This window comes from Variovorax sp. GW458-11-26-14-LB1 (assembly GCF_059423965.1).
In genome coordinates this window covers 32,340-49,359 of the sequence record NZ_JBWKYW010000034.1, presented here as the reverse complement: position 1 = coordinate 49,359, position 17,020 = coordinate 32,340, and the positions used below count along the sequence as shown (strand labels likewise).

At 69.0% G+C, this 17,020-nt stretch carries 17 protein-coding genes; 4 read left to right on the top strand and 13 right to left on the bottom strand.

The features are described 5' to 3' along the window. Positions 1 to 7 precede the first annotated feature (7 nt). The 7 genes from AC07YS_RS21115 to AC07YS_RS21085 form a co-directional block, all read right to left on the bottom strand. Positions 8 to 745, bottom strand: coding sequence for an SDR family oxidoreductase (locus AC07YS_RS21115; protein ID WP_495268977.1), 738 nt, complete (start codon positions 743 to 745; stop codon positions 8 to 10). Between the two features lie 290 nt (positions 746 to 1,035). Beyond that, complete coding sequence (locus AC07YS_RS21110; protein WP_495268978.1) at positions 1,036 to 2,562, bottom strand: FGGY-family carbohydrate kinase; 1,527 nt, start codon at positions 2,560 to 2,562, stop codon at positions 1,036 to 1,038. Further along, a complete protein-coding gene (locus tag AC07YS_RS21105) occupies positions 2,559 to 3,695 on the bottom strand; it encodes an alcohol dehydrogenase catalytic domain-containing protein (protein ID WP_495268979.1) in 1,137 nt (378 codons plus the stop codon). The genes AC07YS_RS21110 and AC07YS_RS21105 overlap by 4 nt, the downstream gene beginning before the upstream one ends. A 43-nt stretch (positions 3,696 to 3,738) precedes the next feature. Further along, positions 3,739 to 4,719, bottom strand: coding sequence for an ABC transporter permease (locus AC07YS_RS21100; protein WP_070063446.1), 981 nt, complete (start codon positions 4,717 to 4,719; stop codon positions 3,739 to 3,741). Further along, positions 4,716 to 6,233, bottom strand: coding sequence for a sugar ABC transporter ATP-binding protein (locus AC07YS_RS21095; RefSeq protein WP_495268995.1), 1,518 nt, complete (start codon positions 6,231 to 6,233; stop codon positions 4,716 to 4,718). The genes AC07YS_RS21100 and AC07YS_RS21095 overlap by 4 nt, the downstream gene beginning before the upstream one ends. A gap of 49 nt (positions 6,234 to 6,282) precedes the next feature. Next, complete coding sequence (locus AC07YS_RS21090; protein WP_062476114.1) at positions 6,283 to 7,203, bottom strand: ABC transporter substrate-binding protein; 921 nt, start codon at positions 7,201 to 7,203, stop codon at positions 6,283 to 6,285. Between the two features lie 119 nt (positions 7,204 to 7,322). Next, positions 7,323 to 8,216: a helix-turn-helix domain-containing protein gene (locus AC07YS_RS21085; protein ID WP_062476111.1), complete on the bottom strand. Its 894-nt coding sequence runs from the start codon at positions 8,214 to 8,216 to the stop codon at positions 7,323 to 7,325. Positions 8,217 to 8,523: 307 nt separating this feature from the next. Between AC07YS_RS21085 and AC07YS_RS21080 the strand changes: the two genes are divergently transcribed. Then, positions 8,524 to 9,762, top strand: a complete 1,239-nt coding sequence (locus AC07YS_RS21080) for a CaiB/BaiF CoA transferase family protein (protein WP_495268980.1) — start codon at positions 8,524 to 8,526, stop codon at positions 9,760 to 9,762. A gap of 4 nt (positions 9,763 to 9,766) precedes the next feature. Here AC07YS_RS21080 and AC07YS_RS21075 read toward each other — a convergent pair whose 3' ends face one another. The 6 genes from AC07YS_RS21075 to AC07YS_RS21050 all read right to left on the bottom strand — a co-directional run bounded on the left by AC07YS_RS21075 (position 9,767) and on the right by AC07YS_RS21050 (position 13,793). Beyond that, complete coding sequence (locus tag AC07YS_RS21075) at positions 9,767 to 10,024, bottom strand: acyl-CoA-binding protein (RefSeq protein ID WP_062476104.1); 258 nt, start codon at positions 10,022 to 10,024, stop codon at positions 9,767 to 9,769. Between the two features lie 81 nt (positions 10,025 to 10,105). Further along, entirely contained in the window at positions 10,106 to 10,954 is an 849-nt protein-coding gene (locus tag AC07YS_RS21070) for a hypothetical protein (protein WP_495268981.1), read from the bottom strand. A 7-nt stretch (positions 10,955 to 10,961) separates the two neighbouring features. Next, positions 10,962 to 11,669 carry a TetR/AcrR family transcriptional regulator gene (locus AC07YS_RS21065; RefSeq protein WP_070063441.1) on the bottom strand — a complete coding sequence of 236 codons (708 nt, stop codon included), beginning with the start codon at positions 11,667 to 11,669 and terminating at the stop codon, positions 10,962 to 10,964. A gap of 126 nt (positions 11,670 to 11,795) precedes the next feature. Continuing rightward, positions 11,796 to 12,272 carry a phasin family protein gene (locus AC07YS_RS21060; protein ID WP_495268982.1) on the bottom strand — a complete coding sequence of 159 codons (477 nt, stop codon included), beginning with the start codon at positions 12,270 to 12,272 and terminating at the stop codon, positions 11,796 to 11,798. 88 nt (positions 12,273 to 12,360) lie between these two features. Beyond that, positions 12,361 to 12,810, bottom strand: coding sequence for an acyl-CoA thioesterase (locus AC07YS_RS21055; RefSeq protein ID WP_062476095.1), 450 nt, complete (start codon positions 12,808 to 12,810; stop codon positions 12,361 to 12,363). Positions 12,811 to 12,896: 86 nt separating this feature from the next. Then, on the bottom strand, positions 12,897 to 13,793 hold the full coding sequence (locus AC07YS_RS21050) for a LysR family transcriptional regulator (protein WP_062476092.1): 897 nt from the start codon (positions 13,791 to 13,793) through the stop codon (positions 12,897 to 12,899). A 131-nt stretch (positions 13,794 to 13,924) separates the two neighbouring features. On the opposite strand from AC07YS_RS21050, the gene gtdA reads away from it, so the two are divergent. The 3 genes from gtdA to AC07YS_RS21035 all read left to right on the top strand — a co-directional run bounded on the left by gtdA (position 13,925) and on the right by AC07YS_RS21035 (position 17,012). Then, positions 13,925 to 15,007: a gentisate 1,2-dioxygenase gene (gene gtdA / locus AC07YS_RS21045; protein ID WP_495268983.1), complete on the top strand. Its 1,083-nt coding sequence runs from the start codon at positions 13,925 to 13,927 to the stop codon at positions 15,005 to 15,007. Between the two features lie 69 nt (positions 15,008 to 15,076). After that, complete coding sequence (locus AC07YS_RS21040; protein ID WP_159278820.1) at positions 15,077 to 15,781, top strand: fumarylacetoacetate hydrolase family protein; 705 nt, start codon at positions 15,077 to 15,079, stop codon at positions 15,779 to 15,781. A gap of 16 nt (positions 15,782 to 15,797) precedes the next feature. After that, the gene (locus AC07YS_RS21035; protein ID WP_495268984.1) at positions 15,798 to 17,012 is read left to right on the top strand and encodes a 3-hydroxybenzoate 6-monooxygenase; all 1,215 of its coding nucleotides are present in this window, start codon (positions 15,798 to 15,800) and stop codon (positions 17,010 to 17,012) included. Positions 17,013 to 17,020: the final 8 nt, after the last annotated feature.

Below are 17,020 nucleotides of genomic sequence, written 5' to 3'. Positions count from 1 at the left end.
CTCTTCTTCAGGCGATGGTGTAGCCGCCATCGACCGGCAGCGCCACGCCGCTGACCATCGCCGCACCGTCGGACAGCAGGAACAGGATCGGCGCGACCACTTCGTCGACCTGTGCGAAACGTCCCAATGGAATGTTCTTGAGCGCCGCCGCGCTCTTGGCCGGGTCGGCCCATGCCTGCTCGGCCATGGGCGTGAGCGTGACGGTCGGATTCACGCTGTTCACGCGGATGCCGTGCGGCCCGAACTCGAGACACAGGGCGCGCGTGACGGCGTCCATCGCCGCCTTCGAGGCGCTGTAGCAAAGGTGCGCATCGAGCGCGACCAGCGAAGCCTGGCTCGACACGTTGACGATGCTGCCGCGCACGCCGGCCGCGATCATGGCTCGGCCGCAGCGCGCGGCCACGAGTGCGGCGGCGCGTGCGTTGACGGCCATCACGGCGTCGAAGCTCCCGGCCTGCAGGTCGATGGCGCGCTCGATGCGGGTGGTGCCAGCGCAGTTCACCACGAGGTCGAAGGCGGGCAAGGGGGTGAGCGCCTTTTCCAGTGCGGTGACGTCGGCCACGTCGAGTGCCAAGGGCAGGCAGCCGGACTCGGCCTGTAATGCTTCCAGCGCGTCGGCGTTGCGACCTACGGCTGTGACTTGTGCGCCTGAGTGGGCGAGCTGCGCTGCTACTGCGCGGCCGATGCCGCTGCTGGCGCCTGTCACGAGGGCGCGCTTGCCTGAGAAGTCGTAGATGGGTGTCATGGTGTTCTGCTCATCAAAGGTTGTGGTTCAGGGCGTGTGCACAGGCCACCGGGTACTTCCCTCCGCGAATGTCCCCCGGCCTGCGGCCTCCTCCTTGATTTCGCTGCGGGAAGCACCCAGTGTCCTGTGCACGGGACGTGCTGCTGGTGCTCGCCGATCAACAACCGCTGCTGACAACGATCACGCTGATGGGGTGCCTTGCGCAGCGAAATTAAGGAGGAGGGCGAAGCCCGGGGGACATTCACGGAGCAAGGTGCCCCGTCGGCGGGATCGTGCCCCGGACAGGTGCGTCATCCCAACCGATGCATCGCATCACGCAACGCCGGGTACAGCGAGGTGTAGATCTCGAAGCGCTCCCGGTAGACCGCCTGCGCCGCAGGCTCGGGCCGCGCGCGTTCCACCAGCGTGACCCAGCCGCGTTCGGCGGTGGCTGCATCGACCAGCCCGGCACCGAGCGCCGCGAGCATCGCCGCGCCGAGGGCGGCCTCGACCTCTTCCTCGATCGTGAACACGCGGTAGCCCGTGACGTCCGCCACGATCTGCATCCACAGGTCGGAATGCGTGGCGCCGCCGACCACGATCAGGCGGTCGTCCAGCGGCTGCCCGCTGCGCCGGCCGGCTTCGATGTTGTGCTGCAGCGCGAAGCTCACGCCTTCGAGCACGGCGCGGTACAGGTGGGCGCGGCTGTGCGCGAGCGAGAGGCCGAGGAAGGCGCCCTTGGCCTGCGCGTCCCAGATCGGGCTGCGCTCGCCCATCAGGTAGGGCAAGAAGACCAGGCCGTCGGCGCCGGGCGGCACGTCGACCGCGCGGCGTTCGATGAGGGCGTGCGCGTCTTCGCCGGTGCGCGCGGCCTCGGCCACTTCGGCCTGGCAGAAGGCTTCGCGGAACCAGGTGACGGCCGCGCCGGCCGTGATCGCGCCGCCGAATACGTAGCTGCGGTCCGCGCCGCGGTAGACGTGCGGCATCGTGATGAGCTGGTGGCGCGCGTCCACCGTCGGGCTCACGAAGCCCCAGCACATGCTGGTGCCGATCATCGCGACATGGTCGCCGCTGCCGGTGACGCCCGCACAGAAGGTGGCCACCGCCGCATCGACGCCGCCGGCCATCAGCGGCATGCCTTCGCGCAGGCCCAGCTGCGTGGCCCACTCGGCGCTCAGGTGGCCCACCACCTCGCTCGATTCGACGAGCCGCGGCGGCATCATGCGCGCCGGAATGCCGAGCATGTCGAGCGCCTGCGCCGACCAGCGCCGCCGCGCCGCGTCGTACACGCCGCCGATGTTGCCGGCCGAGCTGTGGTCGACCGCGAGCTGGCCCGTCAGCCGCCAGTTGATGTAGCTGTTGGGCGGCAGGAAGTGGTGCGTCTTCGCCCACACCTCGGGACGGTGCTCGCGCAGCCACAGCATCTTGGTGAAGCCGTAGTAGCTGTCGACGCCGTTGCCGGTGATGGCCTGCAGCCGCGCCACGTCGACTGTCGCGTTCACCGCATCGACCTCGGCGGTGGCGCGGCGGTCCATCCAGATGAGGCAGGGGTGCAGCGGGCGCATGGCCTCGTCGACCGGGATGCCCGCGCCGCCGTAGAGGCTGCTCACACACATCGCAGCGATGTCGGTGGCCGCGATGCCGCCTTGCGCCACGCAGGCGCGCACGCTCTCGCACACGGCGTCGAACCAGACCTCGCAGTCCTGCTGCGCCCACAGCGGCTTCGGCGTCTCGGGCTGGTAGGCCACGCTCGCCTGCGCGAGCACCTTGCCGTCGATGCCGACCAGCAGGCACTTGGTGCTCTGCGTGCCGATGTCGACGCCGACGACGTACTTCATGACACTGCGCGGGGCTGCGGCTTGAGCAGCACCTTGATCGAGTCGAGCGAGTTGGCCAGCGCGAAGGCGCGCTCCCATTCGGTCAGCGGAAAGTCGTGCGTCACGATGCCCTTCGAGGTGACGAGCCCGCGCGCCAGCAGGTCGATGGCGACCGGGTAGCAATACGGGCCCAGGTGCGCGCCGCGCACGTCGAGCTCCTTGCGGTCGCCGATGATCGACCAGTCGGCGCTCGTCTCCGAACCGAACACGCTGAACTCGACGAAGCGGCCGAGCTTGCGGATCATGTCCAGGCCCTGCGTCACGCCGATGGGCGCGCCGGTGGTCTCGATGTACACGTCGCAGCCGTAGCCTTCGGTGAGGCCCTTGACGATGGCATCGGCGTTCTCGGTCTTCGGGTTGATGACGACGTCGGCGCCGTACTGCTTCGCGAGTGCCAGGCGCTCGGGCACGAGGTCGATCACGATGAGCTTCTTCGGTGTCTTGAGTGCTGCCACCTGCGTCATCATCAGGCCGAGCGGGCCGGCGCCGGCGATCACCACCACGTCGTCGAGCTGGAGCTCACCGCGGTTCACCGTGTGGATCGCGCAGGCCAGCGGCTCGATGATGGCCGCGTCTTCCAGCGAGATGCCGTCGGGGATCTTGTGCACGCGCGAGGTCGGCGGCAGGCGCATGTAGTCGGCCATGCCGCCGTCGGCCACGATGCGCTGGAAGCCGAAGATGTGGTGCACCTCGCACATCCAGTACTTGCCCGAGGTGCAGAAGCGGCACTTGCCGCAGGGCACGATCTGCTCGGCGATCACGCGGTCGCCTTTCTCCACGCCGAAGTGTTCCGCCGCGCCTTCGCCCAGCGCCTCGACGTAGCCGAAGAACTCATGGCCGGGAATGACCGGCGCCTTGACCCACGAAGGCTGGCCGTCGCCGCCCCAGAACATCTTCGCGCCCGAGTGGCACTTGCAGTCGGAGGCGCAGATGCCGCAGGCCGCGATGGAAATGAGCAGTTCGTTCGGGCCGATGGTCGGCATCGCGACGGTTTCGAGGCGGTAGTCCTTGGGGCCGTGGCACACGACGGCTTGCATGGCGGCGAGTTCGCCGATGGCGCCCGTGGCGCCGGGCTGGAGCTTTTGATACGACATGGATTCCTTGAGTCGGGAGAGGTACGAAGAAGTGGGGAAGAGATCAGCGGCGGGCTTCACGGCTGATGAAGATGGCGAGCAGCACGATGCCGCCCTTGATGATCAGTTGCAGGTACGGCGACACGCCGATCATGTTGAGACCGTTGTTGAGCACCGCCAGCAGCAGCGCGCCGACCAGCGTGCCCACGATGGCGCCGCGGCCGCCCGCGATGGACGTGCCGCCCATCACCACCGCCGCGATGGCGTCGAGCTCGAAGCCCACGCCCACGCCGGGCTGGCCGCTGGTGACGCGCGCGGCTTGCACGATGCCCGCGATGGCGGCCGTGAGACCGCTGAGCACATACACCAGCAGCTTGTAGCGCGACACGCGCACGCCCGACAGCCGCGTGGCTTCCTCGTTGCCGCCGATGGCGTACACGTAGCGGCCGAAGGGCGCCATGTTGAGCAGCACGTAGGCCACGAGGTAGGTGGCCAGCATGATGAGGATCGGGACCTTCAGGCCCGCGAGCGTGCCGCTGCCCAGGAAGGCGAACGATTCGGGCAGCCCGTCGATCGGGTAGCCGCCGGTGTAGATCAGGGCGATGCCGCGCGCGATGCCCATGGTGGCCAGCGTCACGATGATCGGCGGCATTCGCAGGTAGGCCACGCAGTAGCCGTTGAACAGGCCGATCACCGCACCCACGCCGAGCCCGAGCGGCACGGCGAGCACGGGCGGCAGGCCGAAGTGCACCATCAGCCCCGAGGCCAGCGTGCCCGACAGCGCCACCACCGCGCCCACCGAGAGGTCGATGCCGCCCGTGAGGATCGCGGCCGTCATGCCCACCGCGATGATCGCGTTGATGGACGACTGCAGCGCGATGTTCTGCAGGTTGCTCGCCGAGAGAAAGTTGTCGGTCGCCACGATCATGAAGACCGAGATCGCGACCAGGCCGACCAGCGGCAGGAAGGCCGTCGAGCGGCGCAGCTGCGTGAAGAACCCGCCCGCGGGCACGGGCGGCGTGGGATGGGTGGCGGTGGCAGTCATGAGGGGCTCCCGGAGGAAGAGGGAAGGGAGGGAGAGGACGAGGTCGCGTGGCGCATGATTTCGCCCGCGTTGATGGCGTCGCCCGTGAGCGTGGCCACGATGGCTCCGCCCGAGAACACCGCGACGCGGTCGCACAGGCCGACGATCTCGGGCAGCTCGCTGGAGATCATCAGGATCGACTTGCCCTGGCGCGTGAGTTCGCGCATCAGCTGGTAGATCTCGGCCTTGGCGCCCACGTCGATGCCGCGCGTGGGCTCGTCGAAGATCAGCACATCGCAATCGTGGCCGAGCCAGCGCGCGATCACCACCTTCTGCTGGTTGCCGCCCGACAGCGTGGCCACGCGGGTGTCGATGCCCGGCGCCTTCACGCCCACGCGGCGCGAGAGTTCATCGGCAGAGCGTTTCTCCGATGCCGTGTCGACCACGCCCGCGCGGCGGTGCCGCCCGAGGTTGTTCAGCGAGATGTTGAAGCGGATCGTGAAGTCGGTGATCAGCCCTTCGACCTTGCGACTTTCGGGCAGCAGGCCGATGCCGTGCGCGAGCGCCTGCGTCGGGTCGTCCAGGCGCACGGGCTGGCCGTTGCGCAGCACCGTCTTGCGGTGCGTGCGGTCGGCGCCCATCATGCCCAGCGCCAGCTCGGTGCGGCCCGAGCCCACCAGCCCCGCGAAGCCGAGGATCTCGCCCGCGTGCAGGTCGAAGCGGTTGACCGGGCCGTCCTTCACGAGCTGGATCTCGGGCACCTCGAGCACCTTGCGGCCGTTCGGCGCGGGCTGCGGCTTGGGCGGGAAGCTCTGTTCGATGCGCCGGCCCACCATCATCTCGACCAGCGCGTCCACGGTCGTGGCGGCCACGTCGGCGTGTCCGGCGTTGGCACCGTCGCGCAGCACGCTGATGCGGTCGCACACCTCGAAGATTTCATCGAGGTGGTGCGAGATGAAGATCATCGCCACGCCCCTGGCACGCAGCGCGCGCATCACCTTGAACAGGTGCTCGGCCTCGTTGGGCGTGAGCGTGGCGGTGGGTTCGTCGAGCACCAGCAGCCGCGCCTTCAGCGACAGCGCCTTGCCGATCTCGACGAACTGCTGCTGGGCCACCGAGAGCTGGCAGATCGGCACGCCGAGGTCGATCTGCACGCCCAGCTCGTCGAACACCGCGCGGGCTTCGCGCTGCATCGCCGCCTGGTCCATGAGGCCGAACCGGTTCGTGAGGTAGCGGCCCAGGAAGATGTTCTCCACCGCGTTCAGGTACGGCACCAGGCTGAACTCCTGGAAGATGATGCCGATGCCGGCCGCGATGGCGTCGCCGTAGCCGGCGAAGTGGCACTCGGTGCCGTCGATGACGATGCGGCCCTCGTCGGCCCGGTGGATGCCGCCGAGGATCTTCATCAGCGTCGACTTGCCCGCGCCGTTCTCGCCGAGCAGCGCGTGCACCTCGCCCTGGCGCACCGAGAGGTCGATGTTCGACAGGGCCTTCACGCCCGGGAAGCGCTTGGACACGCCCTCGAGCCGCAGCATCTCCCGGGGTGGTTCGTACGTGAGCGTCACGGGCGGTGCCTGCGGTGGCTTACCAGCTGAAGGTCTTGGCGCCTTCGGCGTCGATGAGCTTCACGTCGACCGGCACGGCCGCGGGGACGTTGGCGCCCCACTTCTTGGCCAGCGCGATGCCGATGGCCAGGCGGATCTGGTCGCGCGGGTACTGCGCGGTGGTGGCGATGAACTTCGAGCCCGCCTTCTGCATCGCCTTGATGGCTTCGGGTGCGCCATCGACGCTGGTGAGCTTCACGTCCTTGCCGCTGGCCTCGATGGCCGCGAGCGCGCCCATCGAGCCGCCGTCGTTCACGCTGAACACGCCCTTGAGGTTCTTGTTGGCCTGCAGGATGTTCTCGGTCACGGTGAGCGCGGTGGCGCGCTCCTGCTTGCCGTTCTGCGTGCTCACGACCTTGATGCCGGGGTACTTGGCCAGCGCTTCGCGGCAGCCCTTCACGCGCTCCAGGATCGGCACGACCGGGATGCCGTCGAGGATGGCCACGTCGCCCTTCTCGCCGATGTTCTTCGCCAGGTACTCGCAGGCCAAGCGGCCGGCGTCGAGGTTCTTGGAACCCACGAACGAATCGACCGGGCCTTGCGCGTTGGCATCGACCGCCACCACGATCACGCCGGCCTTCTTGGCCGAGCGCACCGCCGACTGCACGCCGGCCGAGTCGGTCGGGTTCAGCAGCAGGATGTCGATCTTCTTCTGGATCATGTCTTCCACGTCGCCGATCTGCTTGGCCACGTCGTGGCGCGCGTCGGTGGTGACCACGGTGGCGCCGATGCTGGCGGCGGCTTCTTCCAGTGCCTGCTTCATCGTCACGAAGTAGGGGTTGTTCAGTTCCTGGAAAGTCATGCCGATACGCAGCGGCTGCTTGGGCGCCTGTGCCAGTGCGGCGGTGGTGCCGCAGGCCAGGGCGGCGACGAGGGCGGTGGCTTTGAGAAGGCTCTTCATTGGGTTGTCTCCTTGAGGTTGGTTGTGTGACGGTCTGCAAAAAACGCGGGCAAAGGGGCGCCCTGCGCGGCGCGAAGTGCGCCGCGCCAGGAACGACGCGGGGAACACGGGGCGGCGCGCTACGGCGGGCTGTTGGCGGCGCGCGATGCAGCGAGCTGCATGCGATGGAAATGGCGGAACTTGGTCGGCGGCATGCGCTTGTGCAGCAGGAACTGCCGGTTGAAGTTCGACACGTTGTTGAAGCCCACGTCCATGCAGACGTCGAGCACGGGCTTGTCGCTGTTGGCGAGCAGTTCGCAGGCGCGGCCGATGCGCAGCCGGTTCACGTAGCGCACGAACGACTGCCCCGTGTGCTTGCGGAACGAGCGCGAGAACGCGCTCGGGCTCTGGCCCACCAGCTCGGCCAGCATCGGCTCGCGCAGCTCGTCGCCCAGGTTGGCGGCGATGTGGGCCAGCACGTTGTTGATCGCGTGCGACATGAAGGCCTTGGGGTCGGGCGTGAACGCGGGGCTGGCCAGCCGCTGGCGGTCGTCGCTGGCCACCAGCAGCTCGAACAGCGACAGCAGCAGCACCACGCGGCGCAGCCCGCGTGCCTCGAGCAGCGCTTCCATGATCGGCTTGGCCGCGGCGGCGGTGGCGGCCGAGAAGAGCAGGCCGGAGGCCGACTCGGCCAGCAGCGGCTCGATGCGGCGGAACTCGGGGAAGGTGGCCGCCATGTTGCGCACCAGCGCGGCCGGAAACTGGATCACGATGCCGCGGCGCTCGACGCTCTGGCCGGCGGGCACGTCGCTGATCCAGTTGTGCGGCAGGTCGGGGCCCATGAACACGAGGTTGCCCGGCTCGAAGTGGCCGACGTGGTCGCCCACGAAGTACACGCCCTGGGTCTCGACGATCAGCTGGATCTCGTACTCGGGGTGGAAGTGCCAGCGCACCGTGCGATACGGATAGCCGTGTGCCCAAGCGGTGAACGATTCGTCACCTTGGACTTCGACGATTTCCAGATCGGGTTGCATGGCCGGCGGTCTTTCCTCTGTGATGTGGCCCCGGGTTGGGGGTGAGGCGGACTGTACGAATCGCTCCGGACGCCAACAACCAGCGTTGGTGTTCGTAACTGATACTTTTTTGAGTCTCGGCCCTGCCCGGTAGCGAGGGGTGAGGCGACTCGCTGCACTGCAGCAAACCCCTTTCTCCTCGGGGCGTGGCGCGTGCGGGAGTGCAATTGCTGCAGTGCAAAAGAGGCGCGTCGTGCCGTGTCAAGATTTCATAGGTGTTTTCCCGGCCCGACCCGGCATCCGGGGCGGCACGGCACACTTCCAAGCCATGACGAAAAGCTCTCTTTCCCCTCCGGCCGCGGGCCCGCTGGCCGGCCTCAAGGTCGTCGAACTCGGGCAACTGATCGCCGGCCCCTTCGCGGCGCGCACGCTGGCCGACTTCGGCGCCGACGTGGTCAAGATCGAGCCGCCCGGCGCAGGCGATCCGCTGCGCACCTGGCGGCTGCTGAAGGACGGCACCTCCGTCTGGTGGCAGGTGCAGTCGCGCAACAAGCGCTCGCTGGCGCTGGACCTGCGCCAGCCCGAGGCGCAGGCCATCGTGCGCCAGCTCGCGGCCGAGGCCGACGTGCTGGTCGAGAACTTCCGCCCTGGCGCGATGGAAGGCTGGGGCCTGGGGCCCGACGAGTTGCTGGCCGCCAACCCCGCGCTCGTGATGCTGCGCATCAGCGGCTACGGCCAGACCGGCCCCTACCGCGACCGGCCCGGCTTCGGCGTGGTGGCCGAGGCCATGGGCGGGCTGCGCCACCTCACGGGCGAGCCGGGCCGCGTGCCGGTGCGCGTGGGCGTGTCGATCGGCGACACGCTGGCCTCGCTGCACGGCGTGATCGGCGTGCTGATGGCCATGCAGCACCGCCACGCCACCGTGAGCGCCGAATTCCCGAAGGGCCGGGGCCAGGTGGTCGACGTCGCGCTGTACGAAGCGGTCTTCAACTGCATGGAAAGCCTGCTGCCCGAGTACGCCGAATTCGGCGCGGTGCGCGAGGCCGCCGGCAGCGCGCTGCCGGGCATTGCGCCCACCAACGCCTACCGCTGCGCGGACGGCGGCTACGCCATCGTCGCGGGCAACGGCGACAGCATCTTCAAGCGGCTCATGGCCTGCATCGGCCGGCCGGACCTCGCGGCCGACCCGGCGCTGGCCGGCAACACGGGGCGCGTGGCGCAGGTCGGGATGCTCGACGCCGCCATCGGCGACTGGGCCGCGCAGCGCACGGTGACCGAGGTGCTGGCCGCGCTCGATGCGGCGCACGTGCCGGCCGGGCGCATCTACACCATCGCCGACATCGCGGCCGACCCGCACTACGCCGCGCGCGACATGCTGCAGGAGGTGAAGATGCCCGACGGCAGCGCGCTCGCGGTGCCCGGCTTCGTGCCCAAGCTGTCGCTCACGCCGGCCGGCCACCGGCGCAATGCACCGGCGCTGGGGGCGGACACGCAGGCGGTGCTGGAGGAGATCGGGTTGAGCGCCGAGCAGATCGCCGCGTTGCAGGAGCGCGGGATCGTCGGCTGATCGGTCAGCCTCGGAGGGATTCGATCAGGTCGATGTACTTCTGCTTCGCCTCGTCGGCCGTGGCGCCCTTCTGGGCGGTCCACGCGTCCCACTTGGCGCGCGCGACGATGTCGCTGAAGCTGGGCTTCTTGGCGGTGTTGTCGCCTTCGGTCGCCTGCTTGAACAGGGCGTAGATCTTCAGCAGCGTCGGGTTGTCGGGGCGCTCGGCCAGCAGCTTGGAATTGGCCTGGGCGGCTTCGAATTGGGCGTTGAGGTCGGACATGGCAGTCGGGAGTAAGGTCGGAAACCGCGCATCTTAAATGGATTGGTACCAAGTGGTACCAATCGTGAGCATCCAGGCCCTTCAGTCCGTCAGGCCGGCGCGCGCCAGCTCCACGTCCAGCCGCTCCCGCGCATCCGCCGGCGTCAGCGCCGCCGCCTTCTCATACAGCCCGTTCGCCTCGCCGAGACGCGACTCGCCGTGCAGCATCAGCAGCGCACGCGCGTACTCCATCATCCCGGCCGCCGACTGCGGGTGCAGCGCCAGCCCGCGCTCGAACAGTTCGATCGAGGTCTCGGCGCGCACGCCGTACGTCATGCGCCCGACCAGCGCGCCGACCTTGTCGATCACCTCGGCGTGGAAGGCGGCCAGTGCGAGGTGCGCGTCGCCGTGCTCCGGCTGCAGTTCGATCACGTGCTCCAGCGCGCCCTTGAGCTTGGTGCCCAGGCCCTGCGCCAAGGCGCGCGCCACGCTGATGCCCTGGCTGTAGCGGCCAAGGGCGTAGGCCTGCCAGTAGAGCGCCTGGCAGTTGTCGGGCTCGGCGGCGACCTGCGCGCCGGCGCGCTCGATCACCTGGCGGAACATGGCGAGCCGCACGGCCTCGCGCGGCTCCAGGTAGTTGGCGTAGATCGCGGTCGCCTGGTTGGCGAGCGCCAGGCCGTCGGGGCCGTGGCGCAAGCCGAGGGCGGCGGCGCGTTCGAACTCGCCGCTGTGGTACAGCGCCCAGCCTTCGGCCAGCGGCGCGTCGGGCGCGGGCGGTGGCAGTGCGTGGCCGGCGTGCAGGCGCGGCCAGTGCGCGAGCAGGCTGCGCGCGTCGTAGCGGGGCACGTCGGGGTAGGGAAGGGGCGTCCAGGGTTCGGTGCCGGCGGTGGCCGTGGCCGCGGCAGGGCCGGCGGACAGCAGCGAGAGCGGTTTGAAATCGGAGTGGGGCATGGATGTTCTAGGCCGCCATATCGACCGTCGGTGGCACGGGGCTGGGGTTGCTGGCGGCGCTTTCGCCGTTGTAGGCATTGCTCAGCGCGAGCAGGTGGCGGCGCTGGTCGCGTGCGAGGTAGGGCGCGAGCAGATGCAGCGTGTGGTGGCCGCCGCGCATCAGCGCGCCCTGCGCGTGCGCGGGCTCCAGCGCCTGGCGCGGGTTGCGCACGTATTCGTAGCTGAGCCAGTAGGTCAGCACGACGACCATGCTCTGGGCCAGCGTGTCGACCTCGTGCGCGTCGATGTCCAGGTGGCCGGCGCGGCTCAGGCCGGCGATCAGCTGGCGGATGGCGCGCGCCTTGTTCTTGAGCACGAGCTGGAACTGGGTCTCCAGGTGCCGGTTCTTGCTCAGCAGGTCGTTGAGGTCGCGGTACAGGAAGCGGTAGCGCCAGATCAGCTCGAACAGGCTGTGCATGAAGAACCAGGCGTCCTCCACGTCGTGCACGCCCTCGCTGGCGTGCAGCAGCTCGTTGAGCTCGGCTTCGTAGCCTTCGTAGAGCTTGTTGATCAGCTCTTCCTTGGCGGGGTAGTGGTAGTAGAGATTGCCGGGGCTGATGTTCAGTTCGCCGGCCACCAGCGTGGTCGACACGTTCGGTTCCCCGAAGCGGTTGAACAAATCCAATGCAGCTTCGAGGATGCGTTGCGCAGTGCGGCGTGGCGCCTTCTTTGCCATGTCGGTGCCCCCGTGGTTTCTCTTGGTCTTGGGGGCACTCTAGCGCATGTGCGCTGCACCATGAACGGTGCGGGACATGTTTTGCGGCGCTGAATTTTTGTGCAGTGCCGCAATTACAGAACGATGTCAGCCGGCCTTGGTGCGGCGCAGGGTCTTCTTGGCAGCGGGGGCCGGCGCGGCCTTGCGCGAGGCACGCACGGGCGAGGTCGTGGCATCGCGCTGCTTGAGCTGGGCTTCGAGCGCCTCGACGCGCGCCTGCAATGCAGCCACGTCGGCGGCCGAGGGCACGCCGAGCTTTTCGAGCGCGCGCGCCACGCGGTCTTCGAAGATGTTCTCGAGCTTGCCCCACTGGCCGGCGGCCTTGGTGCCGAACTCGCTGGCGAAGCCGGCCATGCGCTGCTGGGCCTGGGCCAGCGTTTCTTCAGCGGCCTGCTGGGTCTTCTTCTGCATGCCGGCGCCGTCCTTGACCAGCGCCTCGAAGGCCTTGCTGCCTTCCTGCTGCATCTTGGCGAAGGCGCCGAGGCCGGCCAGCCAAATCTGCTGGGCCGAGTCCTTGATGCGGTCGGTCTTGTCGTTGCTGTCGTCGTCTCGGGAGGTGGCCATGCGGTGTGTTCCTTGGGATGCAATCGCACGACTCTAGCCGCCCGGGCGCCCCGTGGTTAGGGCGCGCCGCCTATCCTCGCGCCCCGGATCAGGGCGTGCCGCCCGCGGCGCGGCTGGCGTCCAGGTGCGCCTTGGCGCGCTCGGCCAGTGCCATTTCGCCAGGCGTGCCGGGCACGAAGGCCTCCACCGGCAGCGGCCGGCCGTGCGAGTCGACCGAGACGAACACGATCAGGCATTCGGTGGTCTTTTCCATCACGCCGCCCTTCATGTCGCCGCTGCGCACCTCGACCGAGATGTTCATGCTGGTCTTGCCGGTGTAGGCCAGGCGGGCCTCGACCTCGACCAGGTCGCCGATCATGATCGGCCGGTGAAAGCGGATGCTGCCGATGAAGGCGGTGACGCAGTAGCGCTTGGCCCAGCTGGTGGCGCAGGCGTAGCCGGCCTCGTCGATCCACTTCATGACCGTGCCGCCGTGGACCTTGCCGCCGAAGTTGACGGTGCTGGGTTCGGCCAGGAATCGGAGGGTGATGGAAGACATGGGGCGCCTTTTTTTCTGTGGGCTGTGGGTGGGGAGCCGCGATTATGCGAGCGCCCGGGCGTCCTTTGGCGCCCGCCCGCCGCCGTTCAGCTGCCGCTGAACAGCTGGGCCAGTGTGCGGCGCAGCCAGGCGTTGCCCGGGTCGGCATGAAAGCGCTCGTGCCAGTGCTGCTTGACCGCATAGGCCGGCAGCGTGAAGGGCGGCGCCAGCACCTTCACCGGCTCCTGCGTGGCCAGCACGTTGCCCAGGATGCGCGGCACCACCACGATCAGCTCGGTGTGGGCCACGATGCGCGCCACGCTCAAGAAGCTCGACAGCCGCACCACCACGTTGCGCTTGAGGCCCAGGCGCGCGATGGTGGTGTCGACGATGGCGTGCCCCGTGCCCGAGCTGGACACCACCGCGTGCGCCTCTTCCTCGAAGCGCTTGCGCGTGAGCTTGGCGCCGATGCGCGGGTGGTTCTGCGCCGCCAGGCAGACGAAGTTCTGCATGAACAGCACCTGCTGGTAGAAGCCCGCGTCCAGCTGCGGCATGAAGCCCACGGCCAGGTCGACGTCGCCGTCCTGCAACCGGCGGCCGCTGTGGGTGGAGATGATCTCGGTCTCGATGTGCACGCCCGGCGCCGCGTGGCGCAGGTGGTCGAGCAGGCCGGGCAGCAGCACCACCTCGCTGATGTCGGTCATGCAGATGCGAAAGCGCCGCTGCGCGCGCGCCGGCTCGAAGCTGCTGCGGTTGCCCTGCGCCTGGGCCAGCTGCGCCAGCGCCTCGCGCAGGTTCGGGTAGATGCGCTCGGCGTGCGGCGTGGGCTGCATGCCCTGCGCGGTGCGGGTGAACAGGCGGTCGTCGAAGTGCGCGCGCAGCTTGTTCAGCGCCGTGCTGGCCGCCGCCTGCGCCATGCCCAGGCGCTCGGCGGCCTTGGTGACGTTCCCGGTCTTGTAGACCTCGTCGAACACGGCGAGCCATTCGAGATCGAGCTTGGACATGGGGTGAGACGGGACGGAGCCCTGAAGGCGAAAGGCACCATTATCGAAATTTCGAATTCCGTGTATTGGCACGCGGTCTTGAGGAAATAGTGGTGCGGGTCAACAATGCCGCCAACGGAGACACCGACCCCATGAACCCCGCTTCTTCCCATGCCGCCGGCGCACCGGCCAACGCCGCCGAGCGCCGCGACTACTACGCCCGCATCCGCCCGCTGAACCTCTCGCCGCTGTGGGAGTCGCTGCACGTGCTGGTGCCGCGCGAGCCCGCGAGCCCGTGCGTGCCCGCGCTGTGGCGCTACGACGAGATCCGCCCGCTGCTCATGGAATCGGCCGACCTCATCACCGCCGAAGAGGCCGTGCGCCGCGTGCTGGTGCTCGAGAACCCGGCGCTGCCCGGCAACGCGTCGATCACGCAGTCGATCTACGCCGGCCTGCAGCTCATCATGCCGGGCGAGGTGGCACCGTCGCACCGCCACGTGCAGTCGGCGCTGCGCTTCATCGTGGACGGCAAGGGCGCCTACACCACCGTGGGCGGCGAGCGCACGACCATGCACCCCGGCGACTTCATCATCACGCCCTCGTGGGCCTGGCACGACCACGGCAACGAAGGCATCGGCGGCGTGACCGAGCCGGTGGTCTGGCTCGACGGCCTCGACATCCCCATGCTGCGCTTCTTCGACGCCGGCTTCGCCGAGAACGACGACGCCAAGGTGCAGCACGTGGCGCGCCCCGAAGGCCACAGCCTGGCGCGCTTCGGTCACAACATGGTGCCGGTGCGGCACGACCACACCTCGGCCACCTCGCCGATCTTCAACTACCCCTACCTGCGCAGCCGCGAGGCGCTGGCCCAGTTGCAGAAGCAGGAGGCGCCCGACGCCTGGCTCGGCCACAAGCTGCGCTACATCAACCCGCTGACGGGCGGCTCGCCGATGCCGACCATCTCGACCCAGCTGCAGCTGCTGCCCAAGGGCTTCGCAGGCCAGGCGCACCGCGCCACCGACGGCACCGTCTACAGCGTGGTCGAAGGCCACGGCACGGCCGAAATCGCCGGCCAGCGCTTCGACTTCGGCCCGCGCGACACCTTCGTCGTGCCCTCGTGGGCGCCGCTGCGCCTGTCGTCGCCGAACGAAGACACCGTGCTCTTCAGTTTTTCCGACCGCCCCGTGCAGCAGGCCATGGGCATCCTGCGCGAAGCCTTTCTCGAAGACGCCTGAAAGCGCGGCGACCTTCTTTCCTTCTCTTCTTGTTTGTCTGATGTGCCGTCCCACGCGGCAGGAGCTTCCATGTCCTTCGTCTTCACGCCCCCTTCCATCGTCGGCCTGCCCATCGTCGGCTCTGACCGGCAGTTCCCCGTGCGCCGCGTCTACTGCGTGGGCCGCAACTACGCGGCGCATGCGCGCGAGATGGGCTTCGACCCCGACCGCGAACCGCCGTTCTTCTTCTGCAAGCCCAACGACGACGCCTCGGTCGTGCCCGTGGCCGAAGGCGCCACCGGCGCCGTGCCGTACCCGCCGCTCACGAGCAACTACCACTACGAAGCCGAGCTGGTGGTCGCCATCGGCAAGGGCGGCAAGGACATCCCGGTCGACCAGGCCGCCAGCCACATCCACAGCTACGCCGTGGGCCTGGACATGACGCGCCGCGACCTGCAGATGAAGATGCGCGAAGCCGGCCGCCCCTGGGAGATCGGCAAGGCCTTCGACTTCTCGGCCCCCATCGCGCCGCTGCGCACGCTGGCCGACGTGGGCGAGATCAACGCCGGCGCCATCACGCTCGAAGTGGACGGCCAGGTGCGCCAGAACAGCGACATCACGCACCTGATCTGGTCGGTGAACGAGGTCATCGCCAACCTCTCGACGCTGTTCGCGCTGCAGCCCGGCGACCTGATCTTCACCGGCACGCCCGAGGGCGTGGGTGCGGTGAAGCCGGGCCAGACGATCAAGGTCAGCATCGAGCGCCTGCCGTCCCTGACTGTTCGCATCGACTGAGCGCCCCGGCCCGCGCATGACCCTCTCGAAGCAACCTCCTTCCGTGCTGCTCGTCGGCGGCGGCATCGGCGGCATGGCCGCCGCGCTCGCGCTCGCACGCCTGGGCGTGGCCATCGACCTGCTCGAACAGAGCGCCGTCATCGGCGAGATCGGCGCCGGCCTGCAGCTCGGCCCCAACGCCTTCGCGGCGCTCGACGCGCTGGGCGTGGGTGAGGCCGTGCGCCGCAGCTCGGTGTTCACCGACCGGCTCGTGATGATGGACGCGGTCGATTGCAGCGAAGTCGCCTCGGTGCCCGTCGGCGAGGCCTTCCGCGCGCGCTTCGGCAACCCGTACGCGGTGAGCCACCGCGCCGACCTGCACGGCGCGATCCACGAGGCCGTGAAGCAGCATCCGCTGATCCGCTTCCATACCTCGGCGCAGGTCGGGGCCATCGACATCGGCGCGCACGGCGTCACGGCCGTCACGCGCGACGGCCGCCGTTTCCAGGCCGACGCCATCGTCGGCTGCGACGGCGTGAAGTCGGTGGTGCGCGCCCAACTCATCGGCGACGCGCCGCGCGTGTCGGGTCATGTGGTCTACCGCGCTGTCGTGCCCGCGGCCGACATGCCCGCCGACCTGCAATGGAACGCGCCCGTGGTCTGGGCCGGCCCGAACTGCCACCTCGTGCATTACCCGCTGCGCCACGGCGAGCAGTACAACCTGGTCGTCACCTTCCACAGCCGTGAAGAAGAAGAGTGGGGCGTCACCGACGGCAGCAAGGACGAAGTGCTGTCGTACTTCGAAGGCGTGCATGCGCGCCCGCGCCAGCTGCTCGACCGCCCGACTTCGTGGCGCCGCTGGAGCACCGCCGACCGCGACCCCGTCGAGCGCTGGAGCGACGGCCCGGCCACGCTGCTCGGCGACGCGGCGCATCCCATGATGCAGTACCTTGCGCAGGGCGCCTGCATGGCGCTCGAAGACGCGGTGACGCTCGGCGAGACCGTGAAGGCCTGCGACTTCGACATGACCGCCGCCTTCCAGCGCTACGAACAGGCCCGCATCGCACGCTGCGCGCGCGTCGTGCTGTCGGTGCGCGAGATGGGGCGCCTGTACCACGCCCAGGGCGTGGAGCGCCTGGTGCGCAACAGCCTGTGGACCGGGCGCACGCCCGAACGCTTCTACGATGCGGTCGAATGGCTGTACGCCTGGCGGCCCGAGCGCTGCCTGGGCGAGACGCCCGCGCCGCGCTGACACGGTTT

Bases quoted from the DNA above. Each gene is read 5' to 3' on its own strand.
- AC07YS_RS21105 (WP_495268979.1), bottom strand. From the start codon at position 3,695: ATGTCGTATCAAAAGCTCCAGCCCGGCGCCACGGGCGCCATCGGCGAA.
- AC07YS_RS21095 (WP_495268995.1), bottom strand. From the start codon at position 6,233: ATGCTGCGGCTCGAGGGCGTGTCCAAGCGCTTCCCGGGCGTGAAGGCC.
- AC07YS_RS21065 (WP_070063441.1), bottom strand. From the start codon at position 11,669: ATGGCAAAGAAGGCGCCACGCCGCACTGCGCAACGCATCCTCGAAGCT.
- AC07YS_RS21050 (WP_062476092.1), bottom strand. From the start codon at position 13,793: ATGTCCAAGCTCGATCTCGAATGGCTCGCCGTGTTCGACGAGGTCTAC.
- AC07YS_RS21110 (WP_495268978.1), bottom strand. From the start codon at position 2,562: ATGAAGTACGTCGTCGGCGTCGACATCGGCACGCAGAGCACCAAGTGC.
- AC07YS_RS21085 (WP_062476111.1), bottom strand. From the start codon at position 8,216: ATGCAACCCGATCTGGAAATCGTCGAAGTCCAAGGTGACGAATCGTTC.
- AC07YS_RS21115 (WP_495268977.1), bottom strand. From the start codon at position 745: ATGACACCCATCTACGACTTCTCAGGCAAGCGCGCCCTCGTGACAGGC.
- AC07YS_RS21070 (WP_495268981.1), bottom strand. From the start codon at position 10,954: ATGCCCCACTCCGATTTCAAACCGCTCTCGCTGCTGTCCGCCGGCCCT.
- AC07YS_RS21090 (WP_062476114.1), bottom strand. From the start codon at position 7,203: ATGAAGAGCCTTCTCAAAGCCACCGCCCTCGTCGCCGCCCTGGCCTGC.
- AC07YS_RS21035 (WP_495268984.1), top strand. From the start codon at position 15,798: ATGACCCTCTCGAAGCAACCTCCTTCCGTGCTGCTCGTCGGCGGCGGC.
- AC07YS_RS21080 (WP_495268980.1), top strand. From the start codon at position 8,524: ATGACGAAAAGCTCTCTTTCCCCTCCGGCCGCGGGCCCGCTGGCCGGC.
- AC07YS_RS21075 (WP_062476104.1), bottom strand. From the start codon at position 10,024: ATGTCCGACCTCAACGCCCAATTCGAAGCCGCCCAGGCCAATTCCAAG.
- AC07YS_RS21060 (WP_495268982.1), bottom strand. From the start codon at position 12,272: ATGGCCACCTCCCGAGACGACGACAGCAACGACAAGACCGACCGCATC.
- AC07YS_RS21055 (WP_062476095.1), bottom strand. From the start codon at position 12,810: ATGTCTTCCATCACCCTCCGATTCCTGGCCGAACCCAGCACCGTCAAC.
- AC07YS_RS21100 (WP_070063446.1), bottom strand. From the start codon at position 4,719: ATGACTGCCACCGCCACCCATCCCACGCCGCCCGTGCCCGCGGGCGGG.
- AC07YS_RS21040 (WP_159278820.1), top strand. From the start codon at position 15,077: ATGTCCTTCGTCTTCACGCCCCCTTCCATCGTCGGCCTGCCCATCGTC.
- gtdA (WP_495268983.1), top strand. From the start codon at position 13,925: ATGAACCCCGCTTCTTCCCATGCCGCCGGCGCACCGGCCAACGCCGCC.